This is a genomic window from Clostridium thailandense (assembly GCF_019207025.1).
In the GTDB taxonomy this organism is placed as follows: Bacteria; Bacillota; Clostridia; order Clostridiales; family Clostridiaceae; genus Clostridium_AM; species Clostridium_AM thailandense.
In genome coordinates, this window is record NZ_JAEEGC010000124.1 from 1 (window position 1) to 21,416 (window position 21,416).

The following is a 21,416-nucleotide window of genomic DNA, read 5'->3' on the forward strand; positions in this document are numbered from 1 at the left end:
CCGGGATATATTTACATTCTTCCAGCACGATAAATACTTTTGACAAGTCTAAAGCCCATATTTTTAAAAAAGCTAAGAATCTTTGATAACTCGCTGTGCTCAAACAATCAAATCTTCTAAGCTTTTTCAAAAATATGAGCTAAGACTTGTAGCAAAAGTATTTAAATGTGTCTTCCAGAATGTAAATATATCCCTGCGTATAAGTTAAGTGTCTGGTGCGGTTATCTATATAGTGCAGCAGCCCTTTTAACTTTATATGAAATCTGCGAAGCCTTCTCCTACAACCTCGTTAACTTCGTTAACAGTGATGAAAGCTTTTCCATCAATATTTTTTATATACTCTTTTAAATTCAAAAATTGCTTATTGCTTATAACAGTAGTTATTACTTCTCTTTCGTTGTTATTATATGCACCTTTAGCATAATATATTGTAGCACTTCTCTCTAGAGTATCAACTATATAATCTTTTATTTGTTCGCCAGCATTACTTATTATAGCTACTTGCTTATAGGTATTTAGACTTTTTATCACATTATCTATAAGAGTTGAATTTGCTATAACACCAAGTATAGCGTACAATCCTTTATCTATTCCAAAAGTAATTGAAGCTGCTATTGTAACTGTAACATCAGCAATCAGGATAGATCTTCCAATACTAATTTTAAAATATTTATTTATTATTTTAGCAATAATATCTGTTCCACCAGTAGATGCATTTTGATTAAACACAATAGCCATTCCTACACCACATATTAGAACACCAAATATGAGTTGTATTAACATATCGTTACTTAAGGGGCGAATGTTAGGAAAAAGCCTTTCCAATAACAAAATCATTCCTGAGATAGAAAAACTACAAAATACTGTTTTCCCTCCAAATACAGGACCAATTACTAAAATTCCAGTTGTGAATAACACTAATTCCATAGCCATCATAAGCGCTCCAATTGGCATGCTTGGAAAAATACTATTTATAATTATAGCAGCACCGCTTATTCCACCAGCAGCGATATGACTTGGAGCTAGAAAAAAGTAAGTGCCAATGGCTACCAGCAATGAACCTATTAAAATTATAAAGAAACTTTTAAAATTTATTTTCATTACTAACCCCCCCATATTTTAATATATTGTCAAAAAAGAGCACATAAATCCAAGTAAATAAAATTTCTCAGATTTATATGCTCTCATTACACACATAAAAATACACTTCTGTGTGAATGTCTTTTCGCGTTAGATAATATACCTAGGTAAATTTTAACACAAAAACATCTTATTATCAACCATAGAAGTATTTATTTTAATAAACTATTGACAAAATTTGAATAATGTAATAAATTAAAAGTGAGTAATCACTCATTATCATTATAGTAATTTGGAGGTAACAAATGAATTCAGAAAATAAGGATTTGTTAGAAAAGCTTTTAGAAATTGAAAAGTTTTCAGAAGATATGCCAGAGAAACAATGGAAAATATTGGATGCAGCGATAAAGATTTTTGCAGCTAAAGGATTTGATGGGAGTAGAACAAGTGATATTGCAAAAGAAGCAGAGGTAGCAGAGGGGACAATATTTAGATATTATAAAACGAAAAAGGATTTACTGATGGGCTTATTAGTTCCATTAGCTACAAAGTTTTTTAGACCAATGCTTTTGAGGTCTGTGGAGAAGATTGCAGAGAATAAAGATGAGAAATCTATTGATGAAGTACTTAATGCAATTCTTAATGATAGAGTTAATTTAATTAAGAAAAACCTACCTTTAATTAAAGCAGTATTTATGGAGGCAGCTTACAATGAAGATGTACTGAAAGTTCTACAAAAGGATCTGCTACCTAAAGTAATATCTTTTATAGATAGTTTCGCTGAGACCAATATAGAAAATAATAATTTTAGAGAAATTGAGTCTAGATTGATAACGAGAACGCTTATGAGTTTGCTAGTAGGATATATTATGCTTTCTAATGTATACCCAGAATTTTTTAAAGGTGAAAATGATGAAGACGAAATAAAAAAAATTGTAGACGTATTTCTATATGGAGTTAGCAATGATCCGTTAAATATTGAAAAAGATAATTAAATAAGGGGAGTGAGAGTATTGGAGAAGAAGAAGATAAGAGCAATAGGTATTCTTATTACTTTAGCAGTAGTTGCATCTGGTGGGTATATCTTTAAGTCTATTAAAGACAATCAGAAAGATGAATTTGTGTATTATGGGACAGCGGAGGCAGACAAAATAAATATATCAGCTGAAATTGGTGGAAAGATAAAAGAAATAAAATCAAATGAGGGTAGTAAAATAAAAGCAGGTACTTTAGTTGCAGTTATTGATTCAGATGAAAATTCCATAAAGCTTCAAGATTCAGAACTAACAATAAAAAATGCAGAAAATGAATTGGGAAAAATACAAGATGGAAATAGAGCAGAAGAAATAAGAGCTCAAGAAGCATTAGTTAAACAAGCACAGGCTTTAGTAAATCAAGGAGAAGAGTCAGTAAAAGTTGCTCAAAATAATATTGACTCTGCACAAACTAATTTTGATTACAAGAAAAAAATATATGATGATGCAGCAGCATTATACGAAAAAGGAGCAGATACAAAATATAAAATGGATACCGCAAAAAACGAAGTTGATAACACTTCAAACACTCTTAATAATGCTAAAGCTACATTAGAAAGTAACAAGGATCAGGTAAACAATTATAGTGCACAACTGGAAGCAGCTACTGAAAAACTAAATCTTTTAGTAAATGGAGCCACAGAAAGAGATAAAACTACAGCTCAGTATCAAGTAGACAAGGCTAAAAATGCTTATGATCTAAATAAAAGTCAATTAGATAAAAGTAACATAATATCGGCTAATGATGGAACTATAGAAACAATTAATTTTAAGAAGGGTGAATATGTATCTCCAGGAGCTGCTGTGGCCACGTTGTTAGATACGAATAACATATGGGTAAAGGTTTATGTACCGGAAAATGCGCTTTCTCATATAAAGTTAGATAAGGATGTAACTGTTCAAAGTGATTTTATGAAGGGCAAGACTATAAAAGGAAAGATTATATATATATCACCAGAAGCAGAATTTACTCCAATGAATATAGTTACTAAAAAAGATAGAACAAAACTTGTATACGAAGTAAAAGTGAAGATTTTAGATAACATTGATGCAATAAAATCAGGAATGCTTTTAGATGTAAATTTGAAATAACGGAGGATTATTATGGAATATGCTATTTCTATAAAAAATCTTACAAAGAGGTTTGGAAATTTTACGGCTGTAGATGATTTATCTTTTGATATACCTAAAGGCAAAATATTTGGATTTCTAGGTCCTAATGGCTCAGGTAAATCTACAACTATAAGAATGATTTGTGGAGTTTTAAAACCAACAGCTGGAGAAGGAAAGGTTTTAGGTTACGATCTTGTAAAAGAATCAGAAAAAATAAAACAAAATATAGGATACATGTCTCAAAAGTTTAGTTTATATGAAGATTTAACAGTAGAAGAAAACTTGGATTTTTATGGAAATATATATATGATATCAAAAGAAAAGTTAGAAGAAAGAAAAAGAGAACTAATTCAAATGGCCAATTTGACAGGAAAGGAAAAAAGTTTAGCAGGCACTCTATCAGGTGGATGGAAACAAAGATTAGCATTAGGTTGTTCTCTTATTCATGAGCCTAGTCTTTTGATATTAGATGAGCCGACAGCAGGAGTGGACCCTGTGTCGAGAAGGGAATTCTGGAGTACCATAACCAATCTTGTTAAGCAAGGAATAACAGTGCTAGTAACAACTCACTACATGGATGAGGCTTCAATTTGCGACATTATAGGTTTTATCTATAATAGTAAACTTATCACAATTAGTACTCCGGATAACTTATATAATGAACATGGAATAAACAACTTAGAAGATATTTTTATAAACTATGTTAAGAAGTTTTCAAATAGAGAGGTCATATCATCTTTTGATGATTTAAAATTAACAAAGCAGAAAAGAGGCGATGAGTAGTGCGGTGGAAGAGGCTAATGACTATAACCAAAAAAGAATTTATTCACATAAAAAGAGACAAAGCTAGTCTTATAATAGCCTTAATGATGCCAATAATGATGCTTTTATTGTTTGGATTTGCCGTTAACACTGATATAAATAATGTAGATTTAGTAGTATATGATGGGAGTAGAACTGCAGATAGTCGTGAACTTATAGGAAAATTTACAAATTCTTATTATTTTACTCTTTATGGAGAAGTGAATTCACCAAAGGATGTGGAAGAGTATATATCTTTAGGAAAGGTTAAGGTGGGACTTGTCATACCTCCAGATTATGCAAAAGATTTAAGAAGAAATAGTACAACAGAAATACAAGTATTGGTTGATGGTTCAGACCCAACTATAGCCAAAACAGCTATGTCATATTCCTTACTGATTGGAAACAACTATTCTTTAAAATTAAAAGAAGTTCAATCTAAAAAAGCGGGACTAGATAATCATCAAACTTCAGGAATTAATTTGAAATCATTCGTATTATATAATCCAACACTTGAAAGCAGTAAATTTAATGTTCCAGGTGTTATTGGATTAATTCTTCAGAATATAACAGTGATTTTGACCTCCTTTGCTATGGTTAGGGAAAGAGAAAAGGGAACTATAGAACAACTCATAATGACTCCGGTTAGCCCTTTTGAGCTTATAGTCGGTAAACTTATTCCATATACTGTGATAGGATTCTTTGATATGTTAATGACATTGCTATTAGGGAATATAATATTTGGAGTAACAATAAAAGGAAGTATAGCATTACTTATTTTACTAGGAACGCTATTTTTGATATGTTCTTTAGCCATGGGAATGCTTATATCTACTGTAGCAAAAACGCAGCTTCAAGCAATGCAAGCATCAATTGCACTTCTTTTACCAAGTGTGCTTCTTTCGGGTTTTATGTTTCCAAGAGAGGCAATGCCTAAGGTCGTATATTATATAGGAAGTATTTTACCCATGACCTATTTTCTAGAAATATTAAGAGGAATAATTGTAAAAGGGGTTGGAATAACCTATTTAATAAGTCCAATTATTTCTTTGCTAATTTTAATCTTTATAATTGTGGGAATTACTATGAAGAAATTTAGTAAGACACTAGACTAATTTTATAATTCTACAAAAAAATAGACTTATTTCTATAATGAGTATATCATTCAGAAGTAAATCTATCTTACTTTTAAAGTATTTTCACAACTTCAACTTCATAATCTCCATCTGGTGAAGTTACAACTTTTCTTTGGCCTATTTTAGACTTATATAATGCTTCACCAAGAGGAGATTCAATGCTTATTTTCATATTTCTAGCATCTGCTTCAACAGAACTAACCAATGTAACTTCCTCGGTTTCATCTATATCGCAAAACTTTACTAAAGCAGTTTTATTAATACCAAACACATCAGCTTCGTCAGAATCTTCAATTATTGTTGCATTTTTTAATGTTTCCTCTAATTCCATTATTCTTGTTTCGGTCATAGATTGATCTTCTTTAGCAGCACTATAATCTGCATTTTCACTAAGATCTCCTTGTGCACGAGCAGACTTTAAGGCAGCTTTAATTTCTACTCTCTTAACGGTTTTTAAATATTCAAGTTCTTCCTCAAGTTTTTTCTTTCCAGCTTCTGTTAGTTTTGCATTACGCATGAAAAAATCACCCACTATCTAAATTTATTAATACAGTATAATTGGTCATAACAACGCGTTACTCCCTTATTCTATTATAATATCACAGTTCCAATATTACAAGAAAATAGAATCATTTAAATATTTGACAGAATTGTGTGATTTTAAATGTCAATATAAAGTGGATGTTTGTATTGAACTAGTATCTAAAAATTTACTATATTTCAATACAAACACTCACTTCAAAAGTGTATTCAAAATTACTATTAAGTAACTAAAAGGAATGTTTTTCCTTACTGATTTTAATACATTATACATAGGGGAAAAGAGCAAATGCTATAGACCATTTAGAAACTGCCTTTCAACATGGTTTGAACCCATTATCTGCAGAGTGCAATGTTATAATTGCAGATGGTTTAAAAGGTACAAAGAGACATAAATAAACTGCGAACATTGTAAAACTACAAAAATAGGTATTGGTACTAAAAATTACGATTTACTTGTTATAAAATAAAAAATAATTATAATTTCGATTGTAAGTATAAAAGCTAAGATGGCAAATAATTTTTGGAAGTTTGACATTAAAATCACCCCTATCATATTTTATGTGGCAGGGGTGTATAAAATATTATTTTTTTAATTTATTTTTAGTTTTTTTCTTTTTTTGAATTGAGTATCCAAACTTGCCTAAGGGCTTATTGAAAAGCGGAAAGTATTCGCCATGTGAATAACATATTAGGTTAGCCTTTTCTAAATGAATTTTACCCTTCTCGTCTATTAAGTCCTCTTCTACATGAATAGATACAACTTCAGCTAAAAAGAGATCATGACTTCCAAGTGGAGTTATACTTTTAAGTTTACATTCCATATTTACAGGGCATTGTTTTATTCCAGGAGCACCAACCTTTTCGCTGTCTTCTAAAACTATATTACACTGTTTTATTTTATCCATGGTTTTGCCAGACTTTACACCACAAAAATCTACTATTTTAACTAAATCCTTGGAAGGCAGGTTAACTACGAATTCTTTTGTTTCTTTTATATAATCATATGATAGCCTTTCCGGACGTATAGCTACGGTTATCATAGGAGGTCTAGTACAAGCAGTTCCAATCCATCCAACCGTAAAAACATTTATTTTTCCTTCTTTGTTCTTAGAGGTTATAAGTACTGCTGGAACTGGATTTAGCATAGCACTTCCTTTAAATGATACTTTAGACATTAAATTTCTTCCCTTCTTATTAAACTTTCTAGGTTCATTCTCTATATAGATGATATAATGACTTATATTATATCAAAGAATTTTATTAAATGTTAGAATAAAAATAAATGTTTGGCATAAGTGACGTAAATGGAATTTTAAGGTATAATATGATTATTATGTATTTAAGGGGTGATTTTATGGTTGAAAATGAAAAGTCGACTATTGTTTTAATAGTTCAGGGTACATATAGGCTATTTTGTTATTTTAATATATCACCTAGGACAGCAAAAGAATTTGACGATATATATGGTGAGAGTTCCTGGAAAAGTTCTAAGTTTATTATTAAGGTTTATTCTGTAGAAAATGGTACGTCAAAAGAGTTAAAATCAATTTCTATAGAGAATCTCACAAATGGCTGTTATATAGATATGGATAGAGGAGACCAAGACGTATTTGTGGAGCTTAAAAGAAAGCTTGATGATAACAAATTTGAAACTATTGCAGTATCGAATACAGTAAACACTCCAAGAAATTATGAATCAGCAGATACAGGATTGTATTTTGTAAATGTATCAGAAAGCTTTCAATCAAATCTTTCCACTGCAAATAATATTGATAATAATAGAGGAACTAAACCATATCCATTTATGAACAAAGAAAAAGAATATATCAAGTATCCTAAAATAACAATTGTTTCAGGTTATTACCAAAATGATTTTTTTACTGAGCATTTTGAAAAACTAAAAAGTAAATGTGACATAAGTTCTTCAAAGGTAAGGTAGTACGGAGGCTCAAAATATATGAATCAAGGATATGTTTCGATTATACTTCACAGCCATATGCCTTTTGTAAGACATCCAGAAGTGGATGATTCTTTAGAGGAAAGATGGCTTTTTGAGGCTATAAGTGAATGTTATTTGCCATTAATAAATGTTTACGACAATCTTATAAAAGATGATATAAACTTTAAAATTACTATGTCTATAACGCCAACACTTATGTCTATGTTAGAAGATAGTTATTTACAAAATAGATATTTAGAGTATTTAGAGAAATCAATAGATTTATCAGAAAAAGAAAAATCAAGGACTAAAAATGATAAGGCATTAAATAAGTTAGCATATTTTTATAATGAAAGATTTAATAATTTAATGTCTACATATAAAAATTATGATTATAATTTGATGAATGCTTTTAGAAAGTTTGATGATTTAGGAAAGTTAGAGCTAATTACTTCAGCCGCTACTCATGGACTTTTACCTTTACTTATGGCGAATCCAGAAACTGTTATAGCACAACTTGCAACGGGAATTCAATCGTATATAGATTCAATAGGACATGTTCCAAAAGGAATATGGTTACCAGAATGCGCATATACATATTCATTAGACCGAATTTTAAAAGATCTAGGAATAGAGTATTTTATATCAGAAAGTACAGCTGTACTTAATGCATCACCAAAGCCTAGATATGGAACATATGCTCCAATAGCTACGCCTAATGGAGTATGCACCTTTGGAAGAGATATAGAGGCATCTCATCAGGTTTGGAGTAATTTTACGGGATATCCAGGAGATCCTTCTTATAGGGAATTTTATAGAGATATAGGATTTGAACTTCCCATGGAATATATTAAACCATATATTAATAAAGGTGGAATAAGGTTAGATACAGGAGTTAAATACTATAAAATTACAGAAAAAACCGACAATAAAGAGTATTATAACAGAAGAAATGCAATGGAAAAAGTTAATGAACATGCCAAGCATTTTGTATCTTCTAGACATAATCAAATTAGCTGCATATATAAAAACATGGAACAGCCTCCTATAATAGTATGCCCATATGACACTGAATTATTTGGACATTGGTGGTTTGAGGGGCCAGAGTTCATAGATAATGTTATAAGAAGATCAGCTGAAGAACGGGTAAATTATGAGATAATCACACCATCTCAATATTTAGGAAAATATCCAATGATCCAATGCAGCAATCCTTGTCCATCAAGCTGGGGCGAAAATGGAGATTATTCGGTTTGGATGAATCCTTCAAATGATTGGGTATATAAAGAGATTCATGGATGTGCAGAAAATATGAAAAGACTTGCTAGGATTTATGATGATCCAAATGATCTTCAAAAAAGAGCATTAAATCAGGCGGCTAGAGAATTGATGCTTGCAGAAGCCTCTGATTGGACTTTTATGATAAAAAACAATACTACTGACCAATATGCTGTTGAGAGAGTAAAAAAACATGTTGAGAGATTTAATAAATTATATGAAGATATAACTAAAGATACTTTAGAGTCTATTTTTATCTCAAAGTTAGAAGAATTAGATAATATATTTAAAAATATAAACTATAAAGTTTATAAGAAAGATGTCTATTAAAAGAAGAAACCTGCAAAATTGTGGGTTTCTTCCTTTTCAATGATAAACATTTATGTAAAAAACTTCGTAATGAGGGTTGAAAAATACTCAAATCACTTTTCATATTTGAGTTTAAATAGCTCTATAGGTAATCCCTCACTTATAGATATCTGTTCTAAGTTAAAATAACTTGGATATTCTTTTACTAGGTCATCTGATATTAGCAATTCAGATGCAAACTTATTGGCTTCATTTTCATATTTATTTAGATTAAAAAAGGTATATTTTTTCAAAAAAGTACGATTTAATTTAGGGTGAAGAATTGCATGACCAAGCTCGTGGGCGCATACAACTCTTTGCATCAAATATGAAAGAGAGGAATTAATATAGATAAGCTTAACTCTTTTTTCATATTGATATAAGCCGTTAACTTCTTCATGCAAAGGCCAATATACAACCTTAATTTTTAACAGCTTCGCTAATTCAAAAGGGTCATCAGTTTTAAATTTTTTTATTAGTTTATCTACTTTTTCTTTTATATAGTTTTTCAATTTAACTCCCCCATATAATATAACCATTATCCCATTGTCTTTATTTAGTATCCTCTTTTCTATACTTTTTAGGTGTATACTTCTTATTAATTAGTTTTGCTTGCCGCATGCCAAATTCCAGTGCATCTACAATACTTTGTAAAGCATCCGGTGACACTGGTTCTCCAGACAGCATAAGGCCTTCTTGACCTTCCATAAGTTCAGTTTTTATTTGATTCAATCTTTTTTCTATATCTTTTTCATCTTTTCTAGATAGAGTGGCTTCGTTTTTACTTTCATCCAGTAAATAAGAAGTTGAGGTATTAAGCGCCTTAGCAATGCTATCTAATCTTTCTAAAGAAGGATGACTTCTTCCATTTTCAATATCACTCAAAAAGGAAACTGATATATTTGCTTTTTCTGATAAGTCTTTTAAAGTTAATTCGCTTTTTTTCCTAAGAATTTTTATTCTTTCACCCACATTATTAATAGACATACTTATCACCTTTCCCAATTTGTTATTATTTAAATTCGATAATAACGTATTAATTGTATTATACTACTGGTTAAATAAGGAGTAAATACTTAAAAATCCACTTTTTACGTAAAAATGAGCAAAATAGAGGTAATTTAAAACAAACTTGTGTTTTTTTACGTAAATAAAGAAAAATCAAACTGTAATAAATTTCGTTATTTACGTATAATTAAGGGAGTTAAATAAGTAATACAGGGGGATGATAAGAATGAAAAGTAATAAAGAACAGGATTTGTATAAAAAAACTGATGGGCTGCTTTTAAATTACAAAATAATTAAAGCAGAAATTAATAATTTGGAATTAGAAATAGAAGAAATTAAATCAGAGTATGATGGCGTTAAAGCTGCAGTGTATGAAGAACGAACTGGAAAAACTAATGCATTTAATAGCTCTGTTGAAAATGAAATATTAAAGAAAGAGAAAATTATAAATGAACTATTGAAAGAGAAAAGAAGTAAAGAGAGGTTAATAAGTAAAATAGACAATGCTTTAACTATATTAGAAGAGGAAGAAATAAAGATTATTAAACTAAGATATTTTGAAAAAATGGGATGGAGCAAAATAGGAATATTAACTAATAGAGATGGGGATTATTGTGGACGAATTAAGAGGAAAGCTGTGGATAAAATATCAAATATAATTTGGATAAGCAAAAAATACACAGGATAAGTCCTGAAATTGGTCGTATTTTTTCTGTAACAAGTACGGTAAAGGCATGTTAGTATTATATCATCAAATCAATTGAGACAAGGAGCTGCTAAACCATATAGACACTGGGGGCCGAAAGTAGACTTATACGCAGGTATATGTTTCCAAGCTTCAGCACGATAAAAACTTTTTATCAATCTACAGCTCAATATTTTGAAAATCTAAGAACTTCTGATAAACTCGTACCTCAAACATATCAGAAGTCCTAAGATTTTCTAAAATACTTCGCTAAGATTGATTAAAAAGTTTTTATATGTGCCTTCAGCTTTGGAAACCATATACCTGCGTATAAGTCTACTTTATGGCGTGGTTATCTATAAGTGCGGCAGCTTCTTATCTTTGATAAGGAGGTGAGAGTATGGAAGATAAAAAGGCTTTATCACCAAAGGAAAAGAATAAGGCTTTGACGAGTGTAAAAGAATTAAATAATTCAAAGGAGGAGAATTCAAGTGATATTGAAGACTTAATGAAGCACAGGCATTACAAAAGGCATAGAGGTGCATTGAGACAAATAAGTAATTAGAAGGTGATTATAATATGCTTGAGAATATAAAGTTGGTTTTAGGCATAACAGACAACTCTAAGGATGAGCTAATAAAATATTATATAAGCAGGGTAAGCCAAAGAGTTCAAAATTATTGTGGAGATACGCAGTTAAAGTCTGAGTATGAAGGAATTGTTGAAGAGCTAGTTATTAAAGATATGCAGGGAAAAAATGATATAAGATATGAGCGAATAGGTGACTATTATGTTGAATACAATGTGCATGAAGATTTACTCGCTCCATATCAATCTCAATTAAGGAAGAGTGTATAAGATGTTTAAGGCTCTTCTAAATCAAAGTCTTACTATTATTAGAACAGAAAGTATAGATACATTAAATCATATAGTAGAACAACAAGAAACAACCTATGGTCCCTATCCTTGCAGAACAGGACGCCCTATAAGTAAATTTGTACAAGCCGTGCCTCAAACTAAAATTACGCAAAATTTAAAAATGTACACTATAATAAATGCAAATATACAGGTAGGAGATATAGCTCTAATAGATGGAAATAATTATATTGTAAAGAACATTTACAAACCAGCAGGTCATCACATTGAGTGTGATTTAATATTGCACCAGGAGGCATAGTGGTTGAAGCTGAGATTTATTAATAAGTAAGAACAAAAGCTGCTTTGCATCTTTGTAGAAAGATTGACTTACTGAAATATTAAAAAAGGTGAATAGTTATGGAAGAATTAATTAAAACAATAGCAATAGACCTAGTAAAGGAATTTAATTACTATATTTATTTGCAAGATGTAGGAGAAGGCTTTAAAAGACCTTCTTTTTTTATTCAGCATGTTTCAACAAAACAAGTTGATATAAACAGAAGAAAATATAACAACAATATTTTAATAAAAATAATATACTTTGCACCATTAAGCAAGCATCAAGTACCTATGAAATTAGATCAATTAACTGCTTTAGAAAAGCTGAAGAAGATATTTTTAAACATGTGTATAAAGGCAGGGGATGATTGGGTACGCATTAGTGATATGGTTGTAAATTATACAGAAGATAAAGATATATTTTTACAGCTGACTTTAGATAAAGAAGAATGTAGAGAAGATATATTCAATAATGAAAATAATCTTGAAACTATGAAAAATATTTATATGAGGGAGAGTGGAATTTAATGAAATTACCAAGTATTAATATCATATTTAAAGAAGCAGGTCTAACTGCTGTAAAACGTGGAGAACGTGGGGGTGTTGTCTTAATACTAAAAGATACAATAGGATCTGGAGTTAATAATCCAATAACTATATATAGTTCAGCAGATATACCAGATAGTTTAAGTGACACAAGTAAAGAACAAATTAATTTAGCGCTTATAGGTTATGAAAATACTCCTAAAAAAGTTTTAGCCTATATAAATTCAGCAACTGATTATAAGGATGCTCAAAAGTATCTTGAAACTGTTAAGTGGGATTATATTGCAGTGCCAGATATTGCTGATGCAGATATTGCTGCCTTTGCAACCTGGATTAAGGGCCTTAGAGATAACAAGGATATAAAGGTTAAAGCTGTTTTACCTAATTGTGCTAGTGACCATGAAGGAATAATTAATTTTGCTGTACAAAATATAAAAACTCAAAATAAAACATATTCAACTAAGGAGTACTGCAGCAGAATATCAGGTTTACTTGCAGGTACTCCATTAAATATAAGTGCTACTTATGCGCCTTTAGCAGAAGTATTAGACTGTGATCATATGACAAAGGATGAGTGTAATACTGCTATAGATTCTGGTAAGTTCATACTTATAAATGATGGAAGCAAAGTTAAAGTTGGAAGAGCGATAAACTCTCTTGTAACTACTACTAAAGATAAAGGCGAAGATTTCAAAAAGATAAAGATAATTGATATTATGGATCAAATTCATGATGATATAAAGAAGGTTGCTGATGATAACTATATCGGGAAGGTAAGCAATTCCTATGATAACAAGTGCTTATTAACAACTTCTATCGGAGGATATTTTGAAGAATTAGAGTTGGAAGAATTATTGGATAAGGATAAAAATAAGGTAAGTATTGATTTAGATGGTCAAAAAGCCTATCTAGAAAGTATAGGTGTTGACACCAGCAGTATGAAAGAAATAGATATTAAAGAGGCAAATACTAAAGATAAAGTGTTTTTAGCTGCAAACATTAAAATTCTAGATGCTATTGAAGATATAAGCTTTAATGTTTCTATATAGACATAAGCAGCTTATGTTTTTTCATTTTACTAAATTTAAAAATATTTTATATTACGGAGGTATATATTTATGTATAATGCAGAAAAAACTATAATTGGAACTTGGGGAGAACTATGGATTGATGAAGAATTAATCTCAGAGTGCACTGGCTTGCAAGCGAAAGCTACACTTCAAAAAGTGGACATACCTATGTGCGGAAGATTAAGTAAGGCCTATAAGGTATCAGGTTGGGAAGGAAAAGGAACTGTTACTTTGAATAAGGTAAGCAGTAGAATGGCTAAATTAATTGGCGATAACTTAAGACATGGAAAGCAGACAGTATGTACTATAATGTCTAAATTAGCAGATCCTACAGCAGATGGAGTTGAAAGAGTATGTTTAAAAGGTGTTAAATTTGATGATCTTACTTTAGCAGACTGGTCAGCAAATAAAGCAGCAGTTGAAAGCTTACCTTTTACTTTTGAAGATTTTGAATATATAGATATGATATAGACCCCCACGACCGACACTTAACTTATCCTCCGGAAGATGTTGCAAAACTTCAGCACGATAAAAATTTTTAATTATTCTAAAGCTCAGTATTTTGAAAATCTAAGAAACTTTTATAAACTCTCTCAAACAAATAAAAGCCTCTAAGATTTTCTAAAATACTTCGCTAAGAATAATAAAAAAATTTTTATATGTGCCTTCAGTTTTGGCAACATCTCCCTGCGTATAAGTTAAGTGTCTGGTGTAGGGATCTATAGGAGGGTGTGATAAAGTCCATTTTACACACAAAAATATGGAAAAGAAAAGGTCCAATGCATTGATATTTAAGGATTTATCTAATGTAAAATTTTATTTAATCACACCTTCCTATATAAACAAAAAATATAAGCTTATTGGAGGAAATTAGGATGAATAAGACAATAGATTTATTATTGAAAAATGATGTGAGTAAACTAAAAAGACCAAGTAAGGATATAGAAATAACCAGATTATCAGAATTATATGGACAACCATTTGTGGTTACATGTCAGGCACTTACACCTGGTGAGTTTAATGAACTTCAGGAGAGTATCTCTATTAATGTAGAGGGAAATATTGAACTGGACAATAATATACAGGTGTTAACGATATTAAAGGGAGTAAAAGATCCGGATTTTAAGAGCAAGGAGCTTATGGAGCACTTTGGAGTGTCTACGCCAAAGGATTTAGTTCAAAAGATATTTTTAAGCGGAGAAATATCAAGCATATACACCACAATAACTGATCTTTCAGGTTTTGGTAAGGACTCTGTAAAAGAAATAAAAAACTTATAAACACAGATGGTCTTGTACAAATGATGTATTATTATTGGAAAGAAAAAGGTATGAGACCCTCTGTGTTTTATAATATGCCTATAGGTGAAAGAATGGTAGTACAGGTTTTTTATGAACATGAGATAGAGGAAAAAAATAAAAGCAGGCAGGAAATGAAAAATTCTGAAACTCCTATTTTTCCTGTGGTGGTGGTTTAAATGATTTTAGGGATGCTGCACTTATAGTGAAGCACGGCCGAAAATATACTTATCCTCCGGGAGATGTTCCCAAGCTTCAGCACTATAAAAACTTTTTATCAATCTATAGCTCAGTATTTAAGCAGATGTCCAAAATCTTTGATTTTGTGATAGTCGCTTACTCATCTGACGTAAGGAAGAGGAGTTTCATTAAAGTCTAAGAAATATTGATAAACTCGTGCCTCAAACATGTCAAAGGTACTAAGATTTTCTAAAACACTTCACTAAGATTGATTAAAAAGTTTTTATATGTGCCTTCAGCTTTGGGAACATCTTCCTGCGTATAAGTATATTTTCTTGTGTAGTTCTTTAAGTGCAGCAGCACCTTTCAAGCATATAAGAAGGAAGGGCGGTGAAAATATGATTAATGATGAGTTTAAAGCACAGATGATGAAAGATTTAAAGTACGTTTCTGATTTTCAAAAGCAAATTGAAACAGCAGCTCAAAGGATAAATAAATCACAGATAGATTCAAATTTGATAAAAAAGAGCAAAAAAGAATTAGATGAAATAAAGAAAACGGTACAAGAAGTAGAGAAAATGGGTAGATATATCAGATTTAATATACAGATGGGAGTAGAGCTTGTAAGAGAAACTAAACCTGTAGAAGTTACATTAAGAGTAAAAAATTCAATAAAAGAACAAATAAAAGAAGACTTTGAAGGTGTAAAAAAAGCTCTTAAATTTAATGAAGCAAGCAAGGCAATTCATAATACTATAAAAGCTGCAAAACAATCTATAGAAAACATGTCAGATAAATTTAAAAGCAGTAAGGCATTTAAATTAATTAATAAACCTATAGAATATACAATAAAAGCAAAAAAAATGATAGAAAAAGTTAAGATTTATGCCTTAAATAATGATAATGTTCTAAAGAGAATAGCAGAAACAAAAAAAGCAGTAAATGAATTAAAAAAGAATGTTGCTATAACTATAGCAGCTAAAAATGCAGCAAAAGAAAGCATAAATGATTTAAAGAAAAATTTAAAGGATATTGGAAGTAAACCATTTAATGCAATTATTAAAGCTAAGGATCAAACTAAAGGTGTTATAGATGGCATAAGAAAGAATATTAAATCCTTAAAAAAGTTAGCATTTGGGAGCACAAGTAAAAAAATCTTTAATTCTACTATAGGAGAGGCCATGAAAATAGAAGATAGATTTACATCATCAGAAAATAAATCTAATACTGCAACTGGTCAGATAAAAAATATAAAGAAAAGTTTTGCTGGACTAGGTGCTAATTTTGTAGGGGTAAAAGATAATGGGCAAATTGAAGCAGGAGAGGTTTTTGACACATTTAAAAAACAATTATCAAAGGTAGTACCTTTATTAGATGCACTTAAGAAAAGTGATGCTTTTAAAGTAATTAAAAAAGATTTAAGCAATGTAGTATCAGGTGCCGGTAATAAGTTCAGTACTTTTATAGAAAATTTAATGAAAAATCCAAATAAACTTAAACAACAATTTGATAAATTATGGTCAAGCTTTAAATCGGGAATATCTGCTATAGTTAAACTTGGATCAGCAGTTGTAAGTCTAGTAGTTAAACTTAAACCTCTATTTGATATGATAGCCAAGCACCCTAAAACAGTAATAGGGCTATTTACAGCATTTAAGATTGGTATACCGATAATCTCATCAATTGTGACGGCTTTCATAAAATTTAAAGAAATTAAAAAAGATATTGGATTGTTAAATACATCAATCAAAGCTTTTACAAGCGGAGCAACAAGTAGTTTTCTAAGTTTGTTTAAAGTTATGACGAAAAGTTCTGTAACTCTCATTATTTTAGCTATTATAGCTGTAGTTGTTATTTTATATAAAGCATGGACCGAAAATTGGGGGGGAATAAGAGAAAAAACACACGAAGTAATAGAATTTGTAAAAAAGAAAATAGAAAGTGTTAAAGAAACCTTTGAAAATGTAAAAAAGCAAGCTAGTGATTTTGTTGAAGAAACAAAGGTATATTGGCAAGGGCTAATTGAGTTTTTTAGACATCCGATTCAAGGAACTATCAACTTAATAAAGACAATCAGTGGAGGCTCTGGAGGTAAAGTTATAGGTGATAAAATTGAAGGAAAAGCACTTGGAACAACCTATTTTAGCGGAGGGTGGACATGGATAGGAGAACAAGGTCCAGAACTTATGAAGCTTCCAGGAGGAACTCAGATAGTAGACAATAGAAAATCTCAAGCTATGGCAGGCAGTTCTTTAAGCATAGCAAAATTAGCAGATACCATAGTTGTCAGAGAAGATGCAGATATAGATAGAATAACATATGCACTAGCTAAAAAGTTAACTAATGTAGGATTTAATTGTGCGTAGGAGGTGTGAATAAGTGGAATTTTGGTTAATACAAGATGAAAAAAATTTTCGATTTCCAGTGCTACCTTCAGAATTTAATATACCTAATGAAATAAATGTAGATACTTTTAATGTAGAAAATTTCGGAGAAATAAGCTTTATAGGCAAGAGTAAACTTTCTAATATATCTATCAGCAGTTTTTTTCCTAATGAAAAATATAACTTTTGCCAGTATTCGAATTTTCCAAAGCCTTATGAATGTGTGAAGTTAATAAAAGATTGGCAGCAAAGTGGTAAACCAATAAGGTTTATAATTACTGAAGCAGATGCAATACAGGGTGTTAGAGATGTAAATATGCTGTGTATTATAGAAAGCTTTATTTATGGAGAAAAATATGGAGATAGAGATGTCTACTTTACATTGGAACTTAGGGAATACAGAATTGTAGAGGAGGGTCAAGGTGTTAACTATTAAAGCCTTTTATGATAATAAAGCTTTGCAGGATATAACCCATATGTGTAAGAGTATACAAATAAGTGGCGATGTTAGTCAGGTAGCGAGAAAATTGGATATAACGATGGCATATCCAATTACAGACAGTAATCAGCCTAGGTTTCAAGTAGGTACAGGAACTTTAGTAACAGTATTTGAGGATAACAAAGAAATATATAGAGGATTTGTTCAAGATAGGGAAATAAATTCTGGTAATCAAGAGGTTGTATTTACAGCATACGATTATTTAATTTATTTACTGAAGTCCAAGGTAACCTATAATTTTTCTGACATCAATTCAGAGTATGCTGTAGAAAAGATATGTTCGGACTTAGGACTAAAATATAATTGGATACCCCAAACAGGAATTAAAATCAATAGATTAATTCAAAATATGTCAGCCTATGAGGCAATTATGGAGATCTACACACAAGTAAGTAAAATAGATGGACAAAGATATTATCCTTATGCTGATTATGACATGTTATCAGTAATGGGAAAAGGAAAGCTAGTTGATGATATAGTTCTAAGTTCATTAACCAATATCAATGCCACCTCATATAAAGATACAACAAGCAACATGGTCAATAAGATTATTGTTTATGATGAAAATAATTATTGGGTTGGGGAAGTTGCTAATGCTGCAGATGTAAAATACTATGGAGTGTTTCAAGATATTTACCAAAAAGAAGAGGATAAAGACTGGAGAACTGTTGCAAATAATATGCTTCATGGCAGGGATATTGAAATTAATGTAACTGCATTAGGCAATTATAGATGTAAAACTGGATGGGCTGTAAGAGTAAAAATACCTTATGTTGATATTTTAGCTGATACTGTAATGTATATAGATACAGACACACATACATGGAATGTTGCAACTGGTATGCACACTATGGATTTAAAATTAAATTTAAATAATGTTATGGATTTAAAGGAGGATTAGAGTGGAAGATAGTTATTCAAAGTTGATAAATATTATTAAACAACATGGCGCTGCCTATAACCCTCCCAGCATTGATATAGGTGTTGTTATAAGCAATAGCCCTCTAACTATAAAAATAGGAGATCTGCAATTGACAAAGAATAACTTGCTAATTGCAGATTTTTTATTGCCAAATTATAAAAGAAAAATGAGTATACCACAGGTAAGTGCTAGTGGAAGCACTTCAAATGGACAAATAACATCTGTAGCTATTCCAGATGGAGAATTAAGTTTGACAGATGGATTAAAAGAAAATGATATAGTAGCCTGTTTAGCTACAGAGGATAGACAAAGGTATATAGTTTTATGCAGGGTGGTGAAGGTATGATTTTCCCACAGTTAAATATAAATGTTGATAATGTTATAGATCAAATCACAGAAGAAAGCAAAAAGACTGTTCCTAAAGAATATGCTTGGGATTTTGAAAACAATGATTTTTTATTAAGGGATGGTAAGTTTGTGATAGTTGAAGGAATAGAAGCCTTAAGGGTATGGATATGGAAGGCACTTCAGACAGTAAGAATGAAATATAGCATTTACAGCGATAAATATGGCCATGATTTAGACAGTATCGTGGGTAAGGGCTTTAGTAAAGCTTTAATAGAAACTGAAGCTAAAAGACTTACATGGGAGTGTTTAAGGGCAAATTCCCATATTTTAAGGCTTGAGAATTTTTCAATAGCTTTAAACAAGGATATGCTGAATATTAATTTTACTGCAATAACTGATTTAGGGGAGGTGAGTGTAAGTGTATAGTGAAGATTATAAAATCATTTTGAATAGAATGTTAAACAATGTTTCAAATGACATAGATAAAACAGAGGGGTTCTTGGTTCAGGATGCTCTTTCTCCTGCTTCAATGGAGTTTTCCAATGCTTATTCAAAATTGGATGAAGTGCTTAACAAAGTTTTTGCACATACAGCAGCTAAAAATGGCTTTAGTGAAGAGCTTGAAAAAAGATGTGAAGAGTTTGGAATAACTAGAAAACCAGGGACACCTTCCGTTGGACAAGTAAGCTTTACTGGCAATGAAAATACAGCTATACCAATTGGAACGATAGTTCAAACCTCTGGTGGACTACAATATTATACAACTGACAATGGAACTATCCAGGGAGGAAATGCTGCAGTTAACATTCAAGCTTTAAAGGTTGGAAACGCCTATAATGTCCCAGCGAATACAATAAATAAATTGCCTGTTCAAATAGTAGGGATAACTGGAGTAACAAATACAGAACCAACTACCGGAGGAACAGAGATAGAAAGCAATGAGGAGTTATTAAACAGACTATTGTTACAGGTACAAAAACCAGCAACCAGTGGTAATATTAATCACTATAAAATATGGGCTACAGAGGTAAATGGTGTAGGAGATGCAATAGTAATTCCAACATGGAATGGATCGGGAACTGTTAAGGTAATTATTTTAGATAGCAATAAGCATTCACCTTCTCAAAAGCTTATAGATGAAGTTACAGCACACATAGAAGAAGAAAGACCTATAGGAGCTGAAGTTACAATAGCAGGAGCAGTAGAAATTCCTATAGATATTTCAGTTACCCTTCAGCTTGAAAGCGGAGCAGATATTAATTCAGTAAGAGAAGAAATAGAAAAAGGAATATCAAATTATTTGAATGGAATTGCATTTAAAAGTTCCCTGGTGAGATATACAAGAATTGAGAATGTACTATTAGATATATCAAGAATAGTAGATTATTCTAATCTGAAGGTTAACGATGATTTTTTAAATATAGAAATTCCACAGGGAAACGTTGCAAGTTTAGGGATGGTGACAGTAAATGCAGCTTAAAGGTTATGTACCATCTTATTTATTAGAAAGTAAGATTTTCAATATTAATTATGAAGTTCAACAAAAAGAAATAGATTTTTATAGTGAAAGTATAAAAGATCTAGTGGATCAATGCTTTGTAGATGCAGCAACCTGGGGCTTAAAGTTTTGGGAAGAATTTTTAGGAATAACAGTTGACGAGAACAAAGCTTTAGATTATAGAAGAAGTACCATAAAAGCAAAGCTTAGAGGAACAGGAACAATAACAGTAAAATTAATAAAAAATGTGGCTGAAAGTTTTAGTAATGGAGAGGTAGAAATTACTGAAAATATTCAGCCTTTTACTTTTGAAGTTAAATTTGTAGGTTCAAGAGGTATTCCTCCTAATTTAGAGGATTTAAAAAGTGCAATAAATGAAATAAAACCAGCTCATTTATCTGTTCAGTATAAATTTACTTATACAGTTTGGAAGGAAGTAAAAAACTTAACTTGGGGTCAGGCTAAGAATGATAGCTGGAATAATTTAAAAGTAAGGAAGGTGATATAAA

General features: G+C 30.8%; 27 protein-coding genes. 22 read left to right on the forward strand and 5 right to left on the reverse strand.

Annotated elements, in window-relative coordinates:
* Window positions 1-252: 252 nt before the first annotated feature.
* Entirely contained in the window at window positions 253-1,101 is an 849-nt protein-coding gene (locus tag I6U48_RS21220) for a YitT family protein (RefSeq protein ID WP_218322483.1), read from the reverse strand.
* Between the two features lie 284 nt (window positions 1,102-1,385).
* Between I6U48_RS21220 and I6U48_RS21225 the strand changes: the two genes are divergently transcribed.
* The 4 genes from I6U48_RS21225 to I6U48_RS21240 are packed head-to-tail and all read left to right on the forward strand — an operon-like array spanning window position 1,386 to window position 5,143.
* Window positions 1,386-2,075 (forward strand): TetR/AcrR family transcriptional regulator, encoded by a 690-nt coding sequence (locus I6U48_RS21225; RefSeq protein ID WP_218322484.1) that lies wholly within the window; start codon window positions 1,386-1,388, stop codon window positions 2,073-2,075.
* A 9-nt stretch (window positions 2,076-2,084) separates the two neighbouring features.
* Window positions 2,085-3,206 carry an HlyD family secretion protein gene (locus I6U48_RS21230; RefSeq protein WP_312891108.1) on the forward strand — a complete coding sequence of 374 codons (1,122 nt, stop codon included), beginning with the start codon at window positions 2,085-2,087 and terminating at the stop codon, window positions 3,204-3,206.
* A gap of 12 nt (window positions 3,207-3,218) precedes the next feature.
* On the forward strand, window positions 3,219-4,010 hold the full coding sequence (locus I6U48_RS21235) for an ABC transporter ATP-binding protein (protein ID WP_218322486.1): 792 nt from the start codon (window positions 3,219-3,221) through the stop codon (window positions 4,008-4,010).
* Window positions 4,011-4,027: 17 nt separating this feature from the next.
* On the forward strand, window positions 4,028-5,143 hold the full coding sequence (locus tag I6U48_RS21240; RefSeq protein WP_246615485.1) for an ABC transporter permease: 1,116 nt from the start codon (window positions 4,028-4,030) through the stop codon (window positions 5,141-5,143).
* Window positions 5,144-5,216: 73 nt separating this feature from the next.
* Here I6U48_RS21240 and greA read toward each other — a convergent pair whose 3' ends face one another.
* Together greA and I6U48_RS21250 are read right to left on the reverse strand one after the other, a co-directional pair.
* Complete coding sequence (gene greA, locus I6U48_RS21245) at window positions 5,217-5,681, reverse strand: transcription elongation factor GreA (RefSeq protein WP_218322488.1); 465 nt, start codon at window positions 5,679-5,681, stop codon at window positions 5,217-5,219.
* Window positions 5,682-6,288: 607 nt separating this feature from the next.
* Window positions 6,289-6,882, reverse strand: a complete 594-nt coding sequence (locus tag I6U48_RS21250; RefSeq protein ID WP_218322489.1) for a flavin reductase family protein — start codon at window positions 6,880-6,882, stop codon at window positions 6,289-6,291.
* Between the two features lie 179 nt (window positions 6,883-7,061).
* Between I6U48_RS21250 and I6U48_RS21255 the strand changes: the two genes are divergently transcribed.
* Window positions 7,062-7,646 (forward strand): DUF4912 domain-containing protein, encoded by a 585-nt coding sequence (locus tag I6U48_RS21255; protein WP_218322490.1) that lies wholly within the window; start codon window positions 7,062-7,064, stop codon window positions 7,644-7,646.
* Window positions 7,647-7,664: 18 nt separating this feature from the next.
* The gene (locus I6U48_RS21260; RefSeq protein ID WP_218322491.1) at window positions 7,665-9,254 is read left to right on the forward strand and encodes a glycoside hydrolase family 57 protein; all 1,590 of its coding nucleotides are present in this window, start codon (window positions 7,665-7,667) and stop codon (window positions 9,252-9,254) included.
* 92 nt (window positions 9,255-9,346) lie between these two features.
* Here I6U48_RS21260 and I6U48_RS21265 read toward each other — a convergent pair whose 3' ends face one another.
* Window positions 9,347-9,784 carry an ImmA/IrrE family metallo-endopeptidase gene (locus I6U48_RS21265; protein WP_218322492.1) on the reverse strand — a complete coding sequence of 146 codons (438 nt, stop codon included), beginning with the start codon at window positions 9,782-9,784 and terminating at the stop codon, window positions 9,347-9,349.
* Window positions 9,785-9,824: 40 nt separating this feature from the next.
* Window positions 9,825-10,259, reverse strand: a complete 435-nt coding sequence (locus I6U48_RS21270; protein ID WP_218322493.1) for a helix-turn-helix domain-containing protein — start codon at window positions 10,257-10,259, stop codon at window positions 9,825-9,827.
* Window positions 10,260-10,506: 247 nt separating this feature from the next.
* Here I6U48_RS21270 and I6U48_RS21275 point away from each other — a divergent pair, with 247 nt between their 5' ends.
* The 16 genes from I6U48_RS21275 to I6U48_RS21350 all read left to right on the forward strand — a co-directional run bounded on the left by I6U48_RS21275 (window position 10,507) and on the right by I6U48_RS21350 (window position 21,415).
* Complete coding sequence (locus tag I6U48_RS21275) at window positions 10,507-10,968, forward strand: DUF722 domain-containing protein (RefSeq protein ID WP_218322494.1); 462 nt, start codon at window positions 10,507-10,509, stop codon at window positions 10,966-10,968.
* A 397-nt stretch (window positions 10,969-11,365) separates the two neighbouring features.
* On the forward strand, window positions 11,366-11,530 hold the full coding sequence (locus I6U48_RS21280) for a hypothetical protein (RefSeq protein ID WP_218322495.1): 165 nt from the start codon (window positions 11,366-11,368) through the stop codon (window positions 11,528-11,530).
* A gap of 14 nt (window positions 11,531-11,544) precedes the next feature.
* A complete protein-coding gene (locus I6U48_RS21285; protein ID WP_218322496.1) occupies window positions 11,545-11,823 on the forward strand; it encodes a phage head-tail connector protein in 279 nt (92 codons plus the stop codon).
* 1 nt (window position 11,824) lies between these two features.
* Entirely contained in the window at window positions 11,825-12,142 is a 318-nt protein-coding gene (locus tag I6U48_RS21290) for a DUF3599 family protein (protein ID WP_218322497.1), read from the forward strand.
* Between the two features lie 98 nt (window positions 12,143-12,240).
* Window positions 12,241-12,690: a phage tail terminator family protein gene (locus I6U48_RS21295; protein ID WP_218322498.1), complete on the forward strand. Its 450-nt coding sequence runs from the start codon at window positions 12,241-12,243 to the stop codon at window positions 12,688-12,690.
* Window positions 12,690-13,757 (forward strand): phage tail sheath subtilisin-like domain-containing protein, encoded by a 1,068-nt coding sequence (locus tag I6U48_RS21300; RefSeq protein WP_218322499.1) that lies wholly within the window; start codon window positions 12,690-12,692, stop codon window positions 13,755-13,757. Before I6U48_RS21295 ends, I6U48_RS21300 begins: the two co-directional genes overlap by 1 nt.
* 69 nt (window positions 13,758-13,826) lie before the next feature.
* Entirely contained in the window at window positions 13,827-14,249 is a 423-nt protein-coding gene (locus I6U48_RS21305) for a phage tail tube protein (RefSeq protein WP_218322500.1), read from the forward strand.
* 404 nt (window positions 14,250-14,653) lie between these two features.
* On the forward strand, window positions 14,654-15,058 hold the full coding sequence (locus I6U48_RS21310) for a phage tail assembly chaperone (protein ID WP_218322501.1): 405 nt from the start codon (window positions 14,654-14,656) through the stop codon (window positions 15,056-15,058).
* A 20-nt stretch (window positions 15,059-15,078) separates the two neighbouring features.
* On the forward strand, window positions 15,079-15,255 hold the full coding sequence (locus I6U48_RS21315) for a hypothetical protein (protein ID WP_218322502.1): 177 nt from the start codon (window positions 15,079-15,081) through the stop codon (window positions 15,253-15,255).
* Between the two features lie 399 nt (window positions 15,256-15,654).
* On the forward strand, window positions 15,655-17,622 hold the full coding sequence (locus I6U48_RS21320; protein WP_218322503.1) for a phage tail tape measure protein: 1,968 nt from the start codon (window positions 15,655-15,657) through the stop codon (window positions 17,620-17,622).
* A 13-nt stretch (window positions 17,623-17,635) separates the two neighbouring features.
* A complete protein-coding gene (locus I6U48_RS21325; RefSeq protein WP_218322504.1) occupies window positions 17,636-18,076 on the forward strand; it encodes a phage baseplate protein in 441 nt (146 codons plus the stop codon).
* Window positions 18,063-19,040 (forward strand): XkdQ/YqbQ family protein, encoded by a 978-nt coding sequence (locus I6U48_RS21330; protein ID WP_218322505.1) that lies wholly within the window; start codon window positions 18,063-18,065, stop codon window positions 19,038-19,040. The genes I6U48_RS21325 and I6U48_RS21330 overlap by 14 nt, the downstream gene beginning before the upstream one ends.
* Window position 19,041: 1 nt before the next feature.
* Complete coding sequence (locus I6U48_RS21335) at window positions 19,042-19,407, forward strand: DUF2577 domain-containing protein (RefSeq protein WP_218322506.1); 366 nt, start codon at window positions 19,042-19,044, stop codon at window positions 19,405-19,407.
* Window positions 19,404-19,835, forward strand: coding sequence for a DUF2634 domain-containing protein (locus I6U48_RS21340; protein ID WP_218322507.1), 432 nt, complete (start codon window positions 19,404-19,406; stop codon window positions 19,833-19,835). Before I6U48_RS21335 ends, I6U48_RS21340 begins: the two co-directional genes overlap by 4 nt.
* Window positions 19,828-20,889 (forward strand): baseplate J/gp47 family protein, encoded by a 1,062-nt coding sequence (locus I6U48_RS21345; RefSeq protein ID WP_218322508.1) that lies wholly within the window; start codon window positions 19,828-19,830, stop codon window positions 20,887-20,889. The genes I6U48_RS21340 and I6U48_RS21345 overlap by 8 nt, the downstream gene beginning before the upstream one ends.
* Complete coding sequence (locus I6U48_RS21350) at window positions 20,879-21,415, forward strand: YmfQ family protein (RefSeq protein WP_218322509.1); 537 nt, start codon at window positions 20,879-20,881, stop codon at window positions 21,413-21,415. The genes I6U48_RS21345 and I6U48_RS21350 overlap by 11 nt, the downstream gene beginning before the upstream one ends.
* Window position 21,416 lies beyond the last annotated feature (1 nt).